Source organism: Synechococcus sp. WH 8109 (assembly GCF_000161795.2).
Lineage (GTDB): Bacteria > Cyanobacteriota > Cyanobacteriia > PCC-6307 > Cyanobiaceae > Parasynechococcus.
This window is the reverse complement of record NZ_CP006882.1, coordinates 133,823-148,757: the sequence shown is the minus strand read 5'-3', so window position 1 is coordinate 148,757 and position 14,935 is coordinate 133,823. Positions and strand designations below refer to the sequence as shown.

The following is a 14,935-nucleotide window of genomic DNA, read 5'->3' as shown; positions in this document are numbered from 1 at the left end:
ACACCAAAAAGCAGTGCTTCAGCTGCGATCGGGTAAGTCAGGCGTCTGGTGCAAAAGGCGGTTGAGCCGCAGACGGTCCACATTCAATGGGTCGGGAGCCAACTCACCGGCAAGTTCGCGGAACTTCTGCTCGATTTCCTCCGGGACGCGCACGTCAAACACCCGTTCCATCAAGGCCTCAATTGAGAACAGATGGGCGTTGATGTTCTCCAGATCGGCAATAGCCTGCTGGATGGCATCACCTGACTCCTCTGGCCCAGGCGCAACAGCTGCTGCGGGCTTCGCAGCGGCTGTATCGGCGGTCTGGTGGGAACCGTGCTGTTTCTGCAGATCCTCGAGCACTCGACCCGACAGGGTGCGGAATGACTGGAGTGCTGCCCAGTTGAGCTCTTGTTGCTGACGAAGCGTGGGGGACTCCCGGATCAGCCGATCATGCTCCCGGTAAAACCGTTGGCAATCCGGACACTGGCAGGGCTCTTCCGGCAATGCAGTCCCTCGCGGTCATTCCCCACTATGCCACCGATCAAGCCGCCTGAGGCCCCAGATCCTCCTCGGCCTGAGGGCCATCCTCACCAGCGGTGTCGGGCAGAGGGATCTCAATGGACGACACCACACCGATCACATCCCTCAGCCGCATCGAATCGGCGAACCAACCCATGGCCTGTTCCGTGTCTCCGCGACGTTCCGCGTCACTGGCCTGGTCTTCGTGGGCTTCCGCCAGGAGAGCAAGCCAACACAGGCAACGGGCCTGAACCACGGACAAGTCCAGATCCGTGGGCTGGGATTCAGCAATACGCTCACTTTCCTGCTGCACCAACAGCCGCAGACGAAGATCGTGAAGCTGGGTCATGGCACCCAAACCCGGTTGCTCCAACCCTAGCGGTGGTGAACGATCTGCACACCCCACCAGATGTAGCGCTCACTACCTGTTGGCAATTCTAACGGGGCTGGCGGGACTCGAACCCACGACCTACGGTTTAGGAAACCGTTGCTCTATCCAGCTGAGCTACAGCCCCAGACCTCTGAATTATGCCCACGAGGCATGATGAGATCTGAAAGCAGGCGAGGTGGTTGCGGCCGATCTCTTTGAGTGTCGGCTGAGGAAAGTCCGGGCTCCCTGATGGCCAGGCTTGCTGGGTAACGCCCAGTGCGGGTGACCGTGAGGAGAGTGCCACAGAAACACACCGCCGATGGCCGGTTCGCCGGCACAGGCAAGGGTGCAAAGGTGCGGTAAGAGCGCACCAGCAGCATCGAGAGGTGCTGGCTCGGTAAACCCCGGCTGGGAGCAAGGCCAAGGAACGACGGCTGGCCATTGGCCCCGTTCCGCCATAACGCGCCGCTTGAGGCCGTCGGCAACGGCGGTCCCAGATAGATAGCCACCCACCCTCTGCAGAACAACCTCTGTGGGGCGTGAACAGAACCCGGCTTACGTCCTGCTTTCAACCCTTATTCAGCGTTGCTCAGGAGTCCGTATGGATCCATCCCGTGCCGCAGAGCTCACCGACTTCATCCAGCAGCTCGACGCTGAGATTCCAATCAACCCTGAGCTACTCGCCCTGGTGGATCAGGCTCTCACCCACGTGTCGAGCGGCCGGACCCGCAACCTGGAACGGCTGGAGTTCCTTGGTGATGCGGTGCTGCGGCTCGCCGCCACCGAATTTATTGATCGTGACCATACCGATCTGGCAGTGGGTGCCTGCTCCAACCTGCGGGCCCAGCTGGTGAGCGATCGCTGGCTGGCAGATGTGGGTTCAGCGCTTGACATCGAACAACATCTATTGGTGGGACGGCACGCCCAGGGGGATCGTTCCGCCCAATCCAGGCTGCGAGCCGATGCCACCGAAGCTCTCATCGGTGCGTTGTACAGCGCCCTGGGCAACGTTGAAGCGATCCACCGCTGGCTTACCCCCCACTGGTGTGCCACCGCCCAAGCGGTACTTACAAATCCCCACCAGTTCAACGGGAAAACAACGCTGCAGGAGTGGAGCCAGGGCCAAGGACTGGGACTGCCGAACTACGCCACCGAGGAATGCAGCCGCCAGCACGGCGATCCCGAACGCTTCCGCTGCCGAGTGAGCATCCAAGACCGGGAGCTGGCGGAAGCCAAGGGCCGCTCCCGCAAGGAAGCCGAGCAGAACGCGGCAACAGCCGCTCTTCAGGCCCTGGAAGGCAGCGACGCGCCGCAGGCATCGCAGTGACGGGCATCCCTGCGGTGCCCCTGACGCCCGCAGCTGCTGCAGACCTCCTCAGCCGACCGCTGCTGGTGATGGCGCACCCCCGACACCGTCAGGATCCCTGTGGGAATGGCGATGATGCCGAAACCCAAGAGCATCACAACTGAGGCCAACAGTCGCCCCAGCTCCGTCTGGGGAACCACGTCGCCGTAGCCGACGGTGGTCATCGTGACTATTGCCCAGTAGACGCCGCTCGCCACCGTCTGGAACTGGGAATCAGGCCGGGCGCTCTCGATCACAAAGATGCTGTAGCCGAGCACCACCTGCAGCAGGAATACGAAGAACAAAAAGACGCCGATGGTGCGGGCACTTCCCCGCAGGGCCTGCCCCAGCACGCGGGCTTCATCGATGAACTTGAGCAGCTTGAACACCCGCAGGATGCGGCCGAACTTGAACACCCACAGCAACAGCTCACTACGCACCTGCGGCACGAAGAAAAACAGGACTGCGGACGCGTCTATCAATCCGGTGAAGCTGAACAGGTAACGGCGAGGCTTCTCCACCAAGGCCAGATGAAGAACGAAATCCGCCACAAACACCGCCAAGCAAACGTTCTGAACGAGATCGATCCAGGGCACATTTGTTTGGCGCAGGGCTGAATTGCCCAGGGGGTCAGGTTCCAGCAGCAGAGCCAGAACACTCAGAAGAATCGCCCCAAAAATCACAGCGTTGTAGGCCTTGCCCGCCGGGGTGCTGGCTTCCAGCACCGTGGACTGCAGCCTTTGTCGCAGGCTTCGGTCCTTGTCCATCGCCTCAGGCCGGCTGGAGGTCCTTCAACCGCAGGGTCACCAACTTGTCCCAGTTTCCGCCTTCAAACAAAACCGCCGCACGTTCGCCGCTGATTCGCTGCACGAAGCCGGTGTAACCGTTGTAAATCGAGGTGGCATCCGACACGGTGACGGTGGAGCCGGGGAGGATCGGAGAGGTTGCAGGCGCCATGGCTCGTTCGCGGACGGATCTGGCGCCATTATCGGCAGAGCGCTCGGCGGATGACATGGCAGAGACCAATGAATGGCTCAGCGTCGGCAAGATCGTGGGAGTCCAGGGGCTGCAAGGGGAACTGCGGGTGAACCCCGCCAGTGATTTCCCCGAGCGATTCACGGCGCCGGGGCCCCGCTGGCTGCGCAGTCGCAAGGGGGGTGAGCCGACAGAAATCCAGCTCAAAAAAGGCCGGCAACTACCCGGCAAGTCGCTCTTCGTGGTGCGGCTTGAAGGAATTGACAGCCGCAGCGCCGCCGAAACCCTTGTGGGCCATGAACTGCTGGTATCAGCGGATGACCGGCCCGAATTGGAAGAGGGGGAATTTCACCTGCTCGATCTGCTGGGCCTGGAGGCACGTCTCACGGCCGATGGGCCTGCCGTTGGCACAGTGAGCGACCTAATCAGCGGCGGCAACGACCTGCTGGAAATCACCACATCAGAAGGGCGAAAGCTGTTGATTCCCTTTGTGGAGGCGATCGTGCCGAAGGTGCAGTTGGAGGACGGCTGGCTGCTGCTCACCCCACCGCCGGGCCTACTGGAGCTCTGACAGATCTCTCTCAGGGCATCGACAGAACCCCATAGGGCGAGTGATTCTGGGTCACCGCTTTCAGGACGTGATGGCCTCCACACCGCTGATTCCTGTAATCCTTTGCGGAGGCACCGGCACACGGCTCTGGCCACTATCGCGGGCGAGTTACCCCAAGCAGTACTGGCCGTTGAGCGGAGACGGCGAGGCCACGTTGCTGCAGCAGACCCAACAGCGGCTTTATGGCCTGGACGATCTGGCGGCTCCCCTGCTGATCTGCAATGAAGACCACCGCTTCATCGTGGCCGAACAGATGCGGCAGATCGGGGTCGAGCCGAACGCGATCCTGCTGGAACCGAGGGGCCGCAACACCGCTCCAGCGGTGACGGTGGCCGCGTTGCAGGCCACGGCCAACGGCGAGGACCCCCTGCTGCTGGTGCTGGCGGCAGATCACCTGATCCGCGATGCCGCCCAGTTCCGCCAGGCCATCGACGCAGGCCGCAAGCCCGCCGAAGAGGGTCGCCTGGTGACCTTTGGCATCGTGCCGACGGCACCGGAAACTGGCTATGGCTACATCGAGGCCAGCGAACCATTCTCACTCGGTGGACCAGCCCATGTGCCGATCAAGCGGTTTGTGGAGAAGCCCGATCAGGCCACAGCAGAGCAGTTTCTTGCCACAGGACGCTTCACCTGGAACAGCGGAATGTTCCTGTTCCGCGCCAGCGCCATACTGGCGGAACTGGAACGGCTGGCCCCGGAAGTGGTGAGCTGCTGCCGGGCAGCTCTGGAGCAGGACACGGCTGACCTGGAATTCCAGCGACTCGAGCGGGAGGCCTTTGCCAAATGCCCCAACGTGGCCATTGATGTGGCCGTGATGGAACAAACAGAATTGGGCAGTGTGCTGCCGCTGGATGCGGGCTGGAGCGACGTCGGCAGCTGGAGCGCGCTCTGGGAAACCTCAGAGCAAAAGGATTCCCAAGGCAATGTGCTGCAGGGCCACGTGATCGCCGAAGACAGCCGCGACTGCTACCTGCGCAGCGAACACCGTCTTGTGGTGGGGCTGGGGGTCGACAACCTGGTGGTCGTTGAAACCGACGACGCCGTGTTGATTGCGGATCGCTCCAGGGCCCAGGACATCAAGACCGTGGTGAAGCAGCTGGAGGTCGCGGGCAGTCCGGAAGGCAAAGCCCACCGCAAGATCTACCGCCCGTGGGGCCATTACACAGGCGTCACCGAAGGAACCCGTTGGCAGGTGAAACGGATCTCGGTCAAACCCGGCGCCAGCCTTTCCTTGCAGATGCATCACCACCGCGCCGAGCACTGGGTTGTGGTGAAGGGAACGGCTCTGGTGGAGCGCGATGGCTCCGAACAGCTGGTGGGGGAAAACCAGAGCACCTACATCCCGATGGGTTGCAAACACCGCCTCTCGAACCCTGGACGGATCCCTGTGGAACTGATCGAGGTGCAGAGCGGCGAGTATCTCGGTGAAGACGACATCGTGCGCTTTCAGGATCGTTACGGCCGCAACGGTCTCAGCTTCAGCGCCAGCTGAGGCTCACTCCACCGTGACGCTCTTGGCCAGATTGCGGGGTTGATCCACATCCAAGCCACGGTGAGCAGCGATGTGATAACTCAACAACTGCATAGGCACCACGGTGAGCAGGGGGCTGATCCACTCGCTCACCTGGGGCACTGGAAGCAGTTCATCAAACAAATCCGTGTCGGGCCCCTGGGGCGCCACACCGATCAACTGGGCATCGCGGGCCTTGGCCTCCTGCGCATTGCTAAGCACCTTCTCGAAGACCATGCCGGGAACTGCGATCGATACCACCGGCACGCGTGAATCCAGCAGGGCAATCGGACCGTGCTTCATCTCTCCGGCCGGGTAGCCCTCGGCGTGGATGTAGCTGATCTCCTTGAGTTTCAACGCCCCCTCCAGGGCGATCGGGTAATTGATGCCCCGCCCCAGGAAAATCACGTCCTGGGTATCGGCAAAGCGAGGTGCCAAGGCTTCGGAACGCTGGTCGTGCAGATCCACCAACTGGCGCAACTGCTGGGGCAGACCGCGCAGTTCGTCCGCCAGAACCTTGATCTCAGCCGCGGGGCGAGCACCACGGCGGGCCGCAAAGGCCATGGCCAGGCCATAAAAGGCCAACAGCTGGCCAAGGAAGGTCTTGGTGGCTGCCACACCGACTTCGATGCCGGCCCCGATGTCGAGGATGTGGGGCACCTGGCGTGACAGGGAGCTCTCCGGACGGTTGGTCACCCCTAGCTGGCGGGGGGCAAAGACTGGATCCCCATGGGTCAGACGCCGCTCTGCCTCCATCGCCAGGGCAGCCAGGGTGTCGGCCGTTTCACCGGACTGGGTCACCCCAATCGTGAGGGTGTGGGGAGCCAGCGGCGGCGGCGCGTAGCGGAACTCACTGGCGTAGTGCACCGATGTGGGAATCCCGGCGAACTGTTCCAGCAGATAGGCTCCAACCATGGCGGCATGGCGGCTGGTGCCACAAGCCAGGATCTGCACCTGCTCAATCCCGGCGTAAAAGGCATCGTCCATCGGCAGCGCCACTGGCTGTTCCGGCGGTAGTCCCTGGGGCAGGTGGCGCGTCACCCAGAGCTCTGCGGTCTCCGGCTGCTCATGGATTTCCTTGAGCATGAAGTGACGGAACTCGCGCTTATCGGCCACATGGTCCACTCCGCTGAGCTGGGTGGGCATGCGTTGCTGGCGCACCCCCGCTGCGTCGTAAAGCTCAACGCCGAGGGGTGAGAGCAAGGCCACCTCGCCGTCTTCCATTGGCAGGATCGTGCGGGTGAATCCCGCCAGGGCCGGCGTGTCGCTGGCACAGAGGAATTCCCCTTCCCCCAGGCCGATCAGCAGGGGTGCCGCTCTGCGCGCCACCACCAGAGCTCCTGGCGCTTGATCCCAGATCACCGCCAGGGCATAGGCCCCTTGCAATTTGGGCAACACCTGCTGCAGGGCCTCCAGCAAAAAGCCACCGCCTGGAGTTCCACCCGCAGCTTGCAGCTGCTGCAGTTCCGCAGCCAGCAGGTGGGGAATCACCTCGGTGTCAGTCTCCGACTGGAACACCACCCCTGAGGCCTCCAGCTGCTCCCGCAGGGCACGGTGGTTCTCAATGATTCCGTTCTGCACCACCGCGACTGCACCATTGCTGCTGCGGTGCGGATGGGCATTGCGCTCCTCCGGTTTGCCATGGGTGGCCCAGCGGGTGTGGCCAATGCCGCATTTACCAGGGGCACCCTCGGCTTCAAAACAGGCAGTGAGGTTGCGCAGCTTGCCCTTCGCCCGTAAGCAGGTCAGCTGCCCCTGGGCGGCCACCGTGGCGATCCCAGCGGAGTCGTAACCGCGGTACTCCAGCTGCCGCAAGCCCTCCAGGAGCTGAGGCGCCGCTTCTCGGGAACCCACCAGGGCAACGATTCCACACATACAAAAAAAGCCCGGCTGAAGCCGGGCCGAGCTTATGAGGTGAAACGGAGAAAATCAGTAGGCCAGACCCATAGAGCGTGTGGTCTCGTCTCCCAGGTAAACGCGGATGCTAAGGAAGTCCGTGGGGCAGGCGGTTTCGCAGCGCTTGCAACCGACGCAGTCTTCGGTGCGAGGCGAGGAGGCAATTTGGCCGGCCTTGCAGCCATCCCAGGGCACCATCTCAAGCACGTCGAGAGGGCAGGCACGCACACACTGAGTGCAGCCGATGCAGGTGTCGTAGATCTTGACGGCGTGGGACATGTGCCCGATGCAACGAAGGCTTGCGGCAAACGTACCCGTACTTCGCCGGTCCATGGCCATGCCGTCATCGTTGTTAACGGCGCAGGCGTTGGCGAGAAGACCAACGAAGGCGTGCCCGTAAGATGCAGCGTCCCGTTGCCACGGCTATGTCCCAGGAAGCGATTCTCGAAAAGGTGCGCTCAATCGTTGCGGAGCAACTGAGTGTTGACTCCGGCGAAGTCAAGCCCGAATCCAACTTCCAGAACGATCTGGGTGCTGATTCTCTGGACACCGTGGAACTCGTGATGGCCCTTGAAGAGGCCTTTGACATCGAGATCCCCGACGAAGCCGCTGAAGGCATCACCACCGTTGGTGACGCCGTCAAATACATCGAAGACAAACAGGCCTGAGCAACGCAATGGTGGATGGTCTCCATCGCGTCGTCATCACCGGCCTCGGCGCGGTCACACCGATCGGCAACACGGTTCAGGACTACTGGAACGGCCTCACCTCCGGCAGTAACGGAGTGGACGCCATCACCCTGTTCGATGCATCCGCACACGCCTGCCGCTTTGCGGCGGAGGTGAAGGATTTCGATCCGTCCGGCTTCATCGAACCGAAGGAAGCCAAGCGCTGGGATCGATTCTGCAAGTTCGGCGTGGTGGCAGCTAAACAGGCTGTGGCCAATGCCGGCCTTGAGATCAACGTCGCAAATGCGGATCGGATCGGCACGATCATCGGTTCCGGCGTCGGTGGCCTGCTGACGATGGAGACGCAGGCCCATGTATTGGAGGGCAAAGGTCCTGGACGGGTGAGCCCGTTCACGGTGCCGATGATGATTCCCAACATGGCCACAGGCCTGGCAGCCATTGCTCTGGGCACCAAAGGCCCCAGCTCCGCGGTCGCCACCGCCTGTGCTGCCGGCTCCAATGCTGTTGGCGATGCCTTCCGGCTGCTGCAGTTAGGCAAGGCCGACGCCATGGTGTGCGGTGGCGCCGAATCAGCGATCACTCCCCTGGGAGTGGCCGGCTTCGCCAGCGCCAAGGCCCTGTCCTTCCGCAACGATGACCCGGCTACAGCCAGCCGTCCGTTCGACAAAGAGCGCGATGGCTTCGTGATCGGGGAGGGTGCCGGGGTCCTAGTGCTCGAAACACTCGAGCATGCCCAGGCCCGTGGCGCCACGATCCTTGGCGAAGTGGTGGGTTACGGGATGACCTGCGACGCACACCACATCACCTCCCCAACCCCCGGCGGCGTTGGCGGTGCCGAAGCCATGCGCCTGGCCCTGGCCGATGGCGCAATTGATCCATCAGAGATCGACTACGTCAACGCCCACGGCACCAGCACTCCGGCGAACGACAAAAACGAAACCTCGGCAATCAAGAGCGCCCTAGGCGAACGTGCATTGCAGATCCCGGTGAGCTCCACCAAATCGATGACCGGTCACCTGCTGGGTGGCTCCGGCGGCATCGAAGCCGTGGCCTGTGTGCTGGCGCTGCAACACGGTGTCGTGCCCCCCACGATTAACCACACCACCCCGGACCCCGACTGTGATCTAGATGTCGTGCCCAATCAAGCGCGGGATCAGACACTGGGAACCGTCTTGTCCAACTCCTTCGGCTTCGGCGGCCACAACGTCTGCCTGGCATTCAAACGCGCCAGCTGAGCCTTACCGCTCACGCCGTGCGTCAAAATCGCTCCAACTTTTCCTCTTAACACCATGGTCGCTGCGCCCGCGTCTCTCGACACGCTCTGCATCAACAGCATTCGGATGCTGGCTGTCGACGCCATCAACAAGTCCAACAGCGGCCACCCCGGCCTGCCGATGGGCTGCGCACCCATGGGTTATGCGCTCTGGGACAAGTTCCTCAAGCACAACCCCAAGAACCCAAAGTGGTTCAACCGTGACCGCTTCGTGCTCTCCGCCGGGCACGGCTGCATGTTGCTTTACGCGCTACTGCACCTCACCGGCTATGACTCTGTGTCCATTGAGGACATCAAGCAGTTCCGGCAGTGGGGTTCCAAGACCCCAGGTCACCCTGAGACCTTCGAGACCCCTGGCGTTGAAGTGACCACCGGCCCCCTGGGTGCCGGCATCTCCAACGCTGTGGGCCTGGCCATCGCTGAATCCCACCTGGCAGCCAAGTTCAACAAGGCCGACGCCACCGTGGTCGATCACTACACCTACGTGATCATGGGCGACGGCTGCAATCAGGAGGGCGTGTCCTCTGAGGCTGCATCCCTGGCTGGTCACCTGAAGCTGGGCAAGCTCATCGCGCTGTACGACGACAACAGCATCACCATCGATGGCCGCACCGATGTGTCATTCACCGAGGACGTGCTGAAGCGCTATGAGGCCTACGGCTGGCACGTACAGCACGTGGCCGAAGGCAACACCGATGTGGATGCCATCGCCAAAGCGATCGAGGCCGCCAAGGCAGTGACCGACAAGCCGTCAATCATCAAGGTGACCACTACCATCGGCTACGGCTCCCCCAACAAGGCCGACACAGCCGGTGTGCACGGTGCTGCTCTGGGCGAAGAGGAAGCAGCCCTGACTCGCCAGCAATTGGGTTGGGACTATGCACCCTTCGAAATCCCCCAGGACGCCTACGACCAGTTCCGCCAGGCCATCGACCGCGGCGCCAGCCTCGAGGCCGAGTGGAACCAGACCCTGGCCACTTACCGAACCAAGTACCCCAGCGAAGCCGCCGAATTCGAGCGGATGTTGCGCGGTGAGCTGCCTGAGGGCTGGGACAAGGATCTGCCCACCTACACCCCCGAAGACGGTGGCCTGGCCACCCGCAAGCACTCCCAGATCTGCCTGGGCGCACTGGGCCCCAACCTGCCCGAGCTAATCGGAGGCTCCGCCGACCTCACCCACTCCAACTACACTGACATCAAGGGTGAAACCGGCTCGTATCAAGCCAGCAGCCCTGAGAAGCGCTACCTGCACTTCGGTGTGCGTGAGCACGCCATGGCAGCCATCCTCAACGGCATCGCGTATCACAACAGCGGATTGATCCCTTACGGCGGCACATTCCTGGTGTTCGCCGACTACATGCGTGGTTCGATGCGACTGTCGGCCCTGAGCGAGCTGGGCGTGATCTACGTGCTCACTCACGACTCCATCGGTGTAGGCGAAGACGGCCCCACCCACCAGCCGATCGAAACCATCCCCTCCCTGCGGGCAATGCCGAACATGCTGGTGTTCCGTCCGGGCGACGGCAACGAGACCAGCGGTGCCTACAAGTTGGCCATCCAGAACCGCAAGCGCCCCAGCTCCCTCTGTCTCAGCCGCCAGGGCATGGCCAACCAGGCCAACTCCTCGATCGACAAGGTGGCCCTGGGTGGTTATGTACTCGAAGACTGCGCCGGCACTCCCGATCTGATCCTGATCGGTACCGGCACCGAACTGGACCTCTGCGTCCAGGCCGCCAAGCAGCTCACTGCTGAAGGCAAGAAGGTGCGCGTGGTCTCCATGCCCTGCGTCGAACTGTTCGACGAGCAGAGCGATGCCTACAAGGAGGAAGTCCTCCCCAACGCTGTGCGCAAGCGCATGGTGGTGGAAGCCGCTGAGTCCTTCGGCTGGCACCGCTTCATCGGCCTGGATGGCGACAGCGTCACCATGAACCGCTTCGGTGCTTCCGCCCCCGGCGGCACCTGCCTCAAGGAATTCGGCTTCACGGTGGAGAACGTGGTTGCTAAAGCCAAGGCTCTGCTCGGCTGATCGCCAGATCAGTGCAATACCCAGACCTCCTGATTCATCAGGAGGTCTTTTTTTATGCCAACAATCGTTGGTTTTACACAAAAAAAACCCGACGTCCAAAAGGACGCCGGGCAACATCTGACTTCAGTCAACGCAATCAATCAGCTTTGTCGAGCTTGACCGCTGTGAGCTCGGCGGCTCCTGCTTTGGTTTCGAGCACCTTCTCAAGACCCTCAAGATCTTCATCAGTGATCTTGGTCTGCATCGGGCAGTGCTTCGGTCCGCACATGGAGCAGAACTCCGCCTGCTTGTAGATGTCAGCCGGCAGGGTTTCATCGTGATACTCCTTGGCCCGCTCGGGGTCTAAGGACAGCTCAAACTGCTTGTTCCAGTCGAAGTTGTAGCGGGCGCGGCTGAGCTCGTCGTCCCGGTCACGGGCGCCGGGGCGATGACGGGCGATGTCTGCCGCATGGGCAGCGATCTTGTATGCAATCAAACCTTCGCGGACATCCTCAGCGTTGGGCAGACCGAGGTGCTCCTTCGGCGTCACGTAGCAGAGCATCGCCGTGCCATGCCAACCGGCCATGGCCGCGCCGATGGCGGAGGTGATGTGGTCGTAGCCGGGAGCAATGTCGGTGACCAGCGGGCCGAGCACATAGAAGGGTGCTTCGCTGCACTCCTCCATTTGCTTCTTCACGTTGAACTCGATCTGATCGAGGGGAACGTGGCCAGGACCCTCCACCATCACCTGCACGTCGTGCTTCCAGGCGCGACGAGTCAGTTCGCCGAGGGTATGCAATTCGGCCAGTTGAGCGGCATCCGATGCATCGTGCTGGCAACCGGGGCGCAGCGAGTCACCGAGGGAAAAGGTGCAGTCGTAGCGCTTGAAAATCTCGCAGATGTCGTCGAACCGCGTGTAAAGCGGGTTCTGGCGGTGGTGATAAAGCATCCACTGGGCCAGGATGCCGCCACCGCGGCTAACGATGCCGGTAATGCGGCCCTTCACCTTGGGCAGGTGCTCAATCAGCAGGCCGGCATGGATGGTCTGGTAGTCAACGCCCTGTTGGCAGTGCTTCTCGATGATGTGGAGGAAGTCGTCCTCATCAAGCTTCTCGATCGAACCGTGCACGCTTTCCAGTGCCTGATACACAGGCACTGTGCCAATCGGTACGGGAGATGCACCGATGATGGCGGTGCGCACCTCATCGAGGTTGACGCCGCCGGTGGATAGATCCATCACGGTATCGGCGCCGTACTTCACCGCCAGCTTCAGCTTCTTCACCTCCTCTGCGGCATCAGACGCATTCGGGGAGGCGCCGATGTTGGCGTTCACCTTGCACTTGCTGGCGATTCCGATCGCCATCGGCTCCAGATTGGTGTGGTTGATGTTGGCCGGGATGATCATTCGCCCCCGAGCCACTTCTTCCATCACCAGCGATTCGGGCAGGTTCTCCCGCTGGGCCACATGGGCCATTTCTTCGGTGACCACGCCCTGACGGGCGTAGTGCATCTGAGAGACGTTGGCCTGACCCTTACGGGACTCAACCCAGGAAGCGCGCATGATCTGAGGTGCGACGGACAGCCCAGGGGTCGACGTTTGGCCGTAGATCACGCTCAAGCACTTCCCTGCGCCGGCATAACCCGGAATCAGGTTCGGAGGGTGTGATCTCAGTCTGAGTTCATGGTGAAACCCAGACACCCCTAGTGATGTTTGAACGCTAGCAAGCGTTGCTCAAAGGCCCGTCAGCTGGCCTGCAAACCATTGAGCACCGCAGCCACCACCCGGTGATCGCTGTCCTGTTGCAGAGATTGCAACAAGCCTCTGGCCTTTGCTCCGATGGAGTCGCTGGCCCCTTCACGAACGATGCGACTGAGGATTTCCGCTCCACTGACCCTCACGATGGCGTCAGCATCAGCGATTGCCATGGTGGCCAGCTCTAGCAACCAGGTGAGATCGATCTCCGGCTGTTCTGCCAAGGCAGACAAGATGCTGCAGCGGACCAGCCAAGCAGCATCAGATTCAAAGGCCGAACGCAGCAAGGGCCAGGCCCGCTCCACCCCGTAGCTGGCGAGGGCATTGGCTGCCTCAGCCCGAACATTGGGGTCTTCATCGGCAGTGATCAGCGCACTCAGAACAGTCCAACCCTGTTCGGTGCGCTTGTAGCCCAGTCCGCTGCAACTCAAGGAACGCACCAAAAAAGGCTTCTGCTCCGTGCCTAACACCAGCAACGGCACCGCCTCAGCGTCCGAGCAATGGCGGAGCTGGGTGATCGCCGGCATTGCCTGGACTGGATCCCCACTGGCAATGGCCTGACGCACCGCCTCGAGATCAGGACGTTGTGGGTCTGTCTCGCTCATGGGTTGCTGCCGGGGGTGCGCGCCCGTTGAAGATCGGCCAACAGCCTGGCGCGGCGGCGCTGCCTACCGAGAGCGCTGCTGATGATGAGACCCGAACCCACCAACACTGCAGGGAGCACCTGCACCCGGTCCTTGCCCTGACGCTGGTTGGTGGCCAGCAACGCGAGCAGGACCAGCAACGGAGCCCCGAGAGAAACCCAAATCAGCGCACGACGTTGGTTCATGCCGAGGTGTTCTCCTTGATCCACGCCAGCACGGTGGCTGTGAGCACCGCAATGCCTACACCGAGGGCGTCTTCCTCCAGCACAAAAGCTCCGTTATGCAGCGGCGCACAGCCTTCGGGGCCAGCAACCCCCAGCCGCACCATCATTCCTGGCACATCCCGAAGCAGCTCAGCAAAGTCTTCGGCACCCAGGGAGGGTTGCTCTACGGGGAGCACCTTGTCGCGGCCCAGACAATCCACTGCACAACGTTCGAGCAAGGTCGTGAGCTGCGGGTCGTTGTGCACCGGTGGTGCAATGCAGCGGTAATTCACCACCGCCGTACCCCCTCCACTGGCACAGATACCCTGCACCGTCTCATCGATCCAATCCGGCAGCTGGGCGTGCTGCTGCAGATCCAGACAGCGCACCGTGCCCAGCAAGCGCACCTGATCGGCAATCACGTTGAAGGCACGACCCCCTTCCACCTTGCCGAAACTGATCACCACCGGCTGCAACGCGTCCAAGCGGCGGGCGATGGTCTGCTGGAGCTCTGTGATCACTCGAGCCGCCAACCAAACAGCATCCACCGACTGATGGGGACGGGCCCCGTGGCCACCCTCCCCCTGCACGAGGATCTCCAGCTCACCGGCCGCCGCCGTCAGACAGCCGCGCCGGATTCCCACCGTGCCCACCGGCAGATTCGGCACCACGTGCACGCCATACAACGCATCTAGACCCTCCACCGCCCCCGCATCGCGCATCCAAACCGCCCCCTTGGCCAATTCTTCGGCGGGTTGAAACAGCAGCCGCACCCGAGCCGCCAAAGCCGGCTCCTGGGCCAGCAACCGCGCTACTCCAAGGCCTGTGCAAGTGTGCAAATCATGGCCGCAGGCGTGCATCAGGCCCTGGCGGGTGGAGGCATAGGACAGACCGGTGCGCTCCTCCACCGGCAGGGCATCCATGTCCACCCGCAAGCCGACCGTGGGGCCGTGATCAGGGCCCAGTTCAGCCACCACGCCCGTGCGACCGACCCCCTCGCGGACACGCCACCCCAACTGGCGTAACTCACCCGCCACGAGGGCAGCCGTCTGATGCTCTTCCCCACTGAGTTCAGGGTGGGCATGCAAGTGCCGGCGCAGCTCGAGCAGCTCAGGCAGCTCCTGGCTGAGTCGATCAGAAAGTGACGCCACTTGGCTCATC

16 protein-coding genes, 1 tRNA gene, 1 other RNA gene and 1 riboswitch are annotated in these 14,935 nt (G+C 62.2%); of the genes, 7 read left to right on the top strand and 11 right to left on the bottom strand.

Going from position 1 to position 14,935, the window contains the following annotated elements:
- Positions 1–18: 18 nt before the first annotated feature.
- From Syncc8109_RS00720 to Syncc8109_RS00710, 3 genes are all read right to left on the bottom strand, one after another.
- Complete coding sequence (locus Syncc8109_RS00720) at positions 19–486, bottom strand: hypothetical protein (RefSeq protein WP_006849882.1); 468 nt, start codon at positions 484–486, stop codon at positions 19–21.
- 37 nt (positions 487–523) lie between these two features.
- A complete protein-coding gene (locus tag Syncc8109_RS00715) occupies positions 524–850 on the bottom strand; it encodes a hypothetical protein (protein ID WP_025362017.1) in 327 nt (108 codons plus the stop codon).
- A 92-nt stretch (positions 851–942) separates the two neighbouring features.
- Positions 943–1,016 (bottom strand) — tRNA-Arg (locus tag Syncc8109_RS00710).
- Positions 1,017–1,054: 38 nt separating this feature from the next.
- On the opposite strand from Syncc8109_RS00710, the gene rnpB reads away from it, so the two are divergent.
- An RNA gene (gene rnpB, locus Syncc8109_RS11390) (RNase P RNA component class A) lies at positions 1,055–1,445 on the top strand.
- A gap of 27 nt (positions 1,446–1,472) precedes the next feature.
- On the top strand, positions 1,473–2,198 hold the full coding sequence (gene rnc, locus Syncc8109_RS00705) for a ribonuclease III (RefSeq protein WP_006851986.1): 726 nt from the start codon (positions 1,473–1,475) through the stop codon (positions 2,196–2,198).
- Here the strand turns inward: rnc and Syncc8109_RS00700 are convergent.
- Both Syncc8109_RS00700 and Syncc8109_RS00695 read right to left on the bottom strand, forming a co-directional pair.
- Entirely contained in the window at positions 2,156–2,983 is an 828-nt protein-coding gene (locus Syncc8109_RS00700) for an ion transporter (RefSeq protein WP_006851168.1), read from the bottom strand. The genes rnc and Syncc8109_RS00700 overlap by 43 nt on opposite strands.
- A gap of 4 nt (positions 2,984–2,987) precedes the next feature.
- Positions 2,988–3,173 carry an NAD(P)H dehydrogenase subunit NdhS gene (locus Syncc8109_RS00695; protein WP_025362016.1) on the bottom strand — a complete coding sequence of 62 codons (186 nt, stop codon included), beginning with the start codon at positions 3,171–3,173 and terminating at the stop codon, positions 2,988–2,990.
- A 55-nt stretch (positions 3,174–3,228) separates the two neighbouring features.
- On the opposite strand from Syncc8109_RS00695, the gene rimM reads away from it, so the two are divergent.
- Together rimM and Syncc8109_RS00685 are read left to right on the top strand one after the other, a co-directional pair.
- A complete protein-coding gene (gene rimM, locus Syncc8109_RS00690) occupies positions 3,229–3,762 on the top strand; it encodes a ribosome maturation factor RimM (protein ID WP_006850793.1) in 534 nt (177 codons plus the stop codon).
- A gap of 70 nt (positions 3,763–3,832) precedes the next feature.
- Positions 3,833–5,293, top strand: coding sequence for a mannose-1-phosphate guanylyltransferase/mannose-6-phosphate isomerase (locus Syncc8109_RS00685; RefSeq protein WP_025362015.1), 1,461 nt, complete (start codon positions 3,833–3,835; stop codon positions 5,291–5,293).
- Between the two features lie 3 nt (positions 5,294–5,296).
- Here the strand turns inward: Syncc8109_RS00685 and glmS are convergent, their stop codons facing one another.
- A complete protein-coding gene (gene glmS / locus Syncc8109_RS00680; RefSeq protein ID WP_006850829.1) occupies positions 5,297–7,186 on the bottom strand; it encodes a glutamine--fructose-6-phosphate transaminase (isomerizing) in 1,890 nt (629 codons plus the stop codon).
- 54 nt (positions 7,187–7,240) lie between these two features.
- Positions 7,241–7,486, bottom strand: a complete 246-nt coding sequence (gene psaC, locus Syncc8109_RS00675) for a photosystem I iron-sulfur center protein PsaC (protein ID WP_006850103.1) — start codon at positions 7,484–7,486, stop codon at positions 7,241–7,243.
- Between the two features lie 146 nt (positions 7,487–7,632).
- Here psaC and acpP point away from each other — a divergent pair, with 146 nt between their 5' ends.
- From acpP to tkt, 3 genes are read left to right on the top strand one after another with little or no spacing between them, the layout of a single operon-like run.
- Positions 7,633–7,875, top strand: coding sequence for an acyl carrier protein (gene acpP, locus Syncc8109_RS00670; protein ID WP_011363161.1), 243 nt, complete (start codon positions 7,633–7,635; stop codon positions 7,873–7,875).
- A gap of 8 nt (positions 7,876–7,883) precedes the next feature.
- On the top strand, positions 7,884–9,131 hold the full coding sequence (fabF, locus tag Syncc8109_RS00665) for a beta-ketoacyl-ACP synthase II (protein ID WP_025362014.1): 1,248 nt from the start codon (positions 7,884–7,886) through the stop codon (positions 9,129–9,131).
- Between the two features lie 54 nt (positions 9,132–9,185).
- Positions 9,186–11,195: a transketolase gene (gene tkt / locus Syncc8109_RS00660; protein ID WP_006850509.1), complete on the top strand. Its 2,010-nt coding sequence runs from the start codon at positions 9,186–9,188 to the stop codon at positions 11,193–11,195.
- Positions 11,196–11,331: 136 nt separating this feature from the next.
- On the opposite strand, the gene thiC is transcribed toward tkt, so the two are convergent.
- From thiC to Syncc8109_RS00640, 4 genes are all read right to left on the bottom strand, one after another.
- On the bottom strand, positions 11,332–12,735 hold the full coding sequence (gene thiC, locus Syncc8109_RS00655; protein ID WP_025362013.1) for a phosphomethylpyrimidine synthase ThiC: 1,404 nt from the start codon (positions 12,733–12,735) through the stop codon (positions 11,332–11,334).
- A 45-nt stretch (positions 12,736–12,780) separates the two neighbouring features.
- A riboswitch (TPP riboswitch) is annotated at positions 12,781–12,887 on the bottom strand.
- A 30-nt stretch (positions 12,888–12,917) separates the two neighbouring features.
- Positions 12,918–13,532, bottom strand: a complete 615-nt coding sequence (locus tag Syncc8109_RS00650; protein ID WP_006852112.1) for a HEAT repeat domain-containing protein — start codon at positions 13,530–13,532, stop codon at positions 12,918–12,920.
- On the bottom strand, positions 13,529–13,756 hold the full coding sequence (locus Syncc8109_RS00645; protein ID WP_006850270.1) for a DUF3188 domain-containing protein: 228 nt from the start codon (positions 13,754–13,756) through the stop codon (positions 13,529–13,531). Before Syncc8109_RS00645 ends, Syncc8109_RS00650 begins: the two co-directional genes overlap by 4 nt.
- Positions 13,753–14,934: an amidohydrolase gene (locus Syncc8109_RS00640; protein ID WP_006850652.1), complete on the bottom strand. Its 1,182-nt coding sequence runs from the start codon at positions 14,932–14,934 to the stop codon at positions 13,753–13,755. Before Syncc8109_RS00640 ends, Syncc8109_RS00645 begins: the two co-directional genes overlap by 4 nt.
- Position 14,935: the final 1 nt, after the last annotated feature.

Coding starts and splice junctions, on each gene's coding strand:
- Syncc8109_RS00715 (WP_025362017.1), bottom strand. CDS start 850: ATGACCCAGCTTCACGATCTTCGTCTGCGGCTGTTGGTGCAGCAGGAA.
- rnc (WP_006851986.1), top strand. CDS start 1,473: ATGGATCCATCCCGTGCCGCAGAGCTCACCGACTTCATCCAGCAGCTC.
- Syncc8109_RS00700 (WP_006851168.1), bottom strand. CDS start 2,983: ATGGACAAGGACCGAAGCCTGCGACAAAGGCTGCAGTCCACGGTGCTG.
- Syncc8109_RS00695 (WP_025362016.1), bottom strand. CDS start 3,173: ATGGCGCCTGCAACCTCTCCGATCCTCCCCGGCTCCACCGTCACCGTG.
- rimM (WP_006850793.1), top strand. CDS start 3,229: ATGGCAGAGACCAATGAATGGCTCAGCGTCGGCAAGATCGTGGGAGTC.
- Syncc8109_RS00685 (WP_025362015.1), top strand. CDS start 3,833: ATGGCCTCCACACCGCTGATTCCTGTAATCCTTTGCGGAGGCACCGGC.
- glmS (WP_006850829.1), bottom strand. CDS start 7,186: ATGTGTGGAATCGTTGCCCTGGTGGGTTCCCGAGAAGCGGCGCCTCAG.
- psaC (WP_006850103.1), bottom strand. CDS start 7,486: ATGTCCCACGCCGTCAAGATCTACGACACCTGCATCGGCTGCACTCAG.
- acpP (WP_011363161.1), top strand. CDS start 7,633: ATGTCCCAGGAAGCGATTCTCGAAAAGGTGCGCTCAATCGTTGCGGAG.
- fabF (WP_025362014.1), top strand. CDS start 7,884: ATGGTGGATGGTCTCCATCGCGTCGTCATCACCGGCCTCGGCGCGGTC.
- tkt (WP_006850509.1), top strand. CDS start 9,186: ATGGTCGCTGCGCCCGCGTCTCTCGACACGCTCTGCATCAACAGCATT.
- thiC (WP_025362013.1), bottom strand. CDS start 12,735: ATGCGCGCTTCCTGGGTTGAGTCCCGTAAGGGTCAGGCCAACGTCTCT.
- Syncc8109_RS00650 (WP_006852112.1), bottom strand. CDS start 13,532: ATGAGCGAGACAGACCCACAACGTCCTGATCTCGAGGCGGTGCGTCAG.
- Syncc8109_RS00645 (WP_006850270.1), bottom strand. CDS start 13,756: ATGAACCAACGTCGTGCGCTGATTTGGGTTTCTCTCGGGGCTCCGTTG.
- Syncc8109_RS00640 (WP_006850652.1), bottom strand. CDS start 14,934: ATGAGCCAAGTGGCGTCACTTTCTGATCGACTCAGCCAGGAGCTGCCT.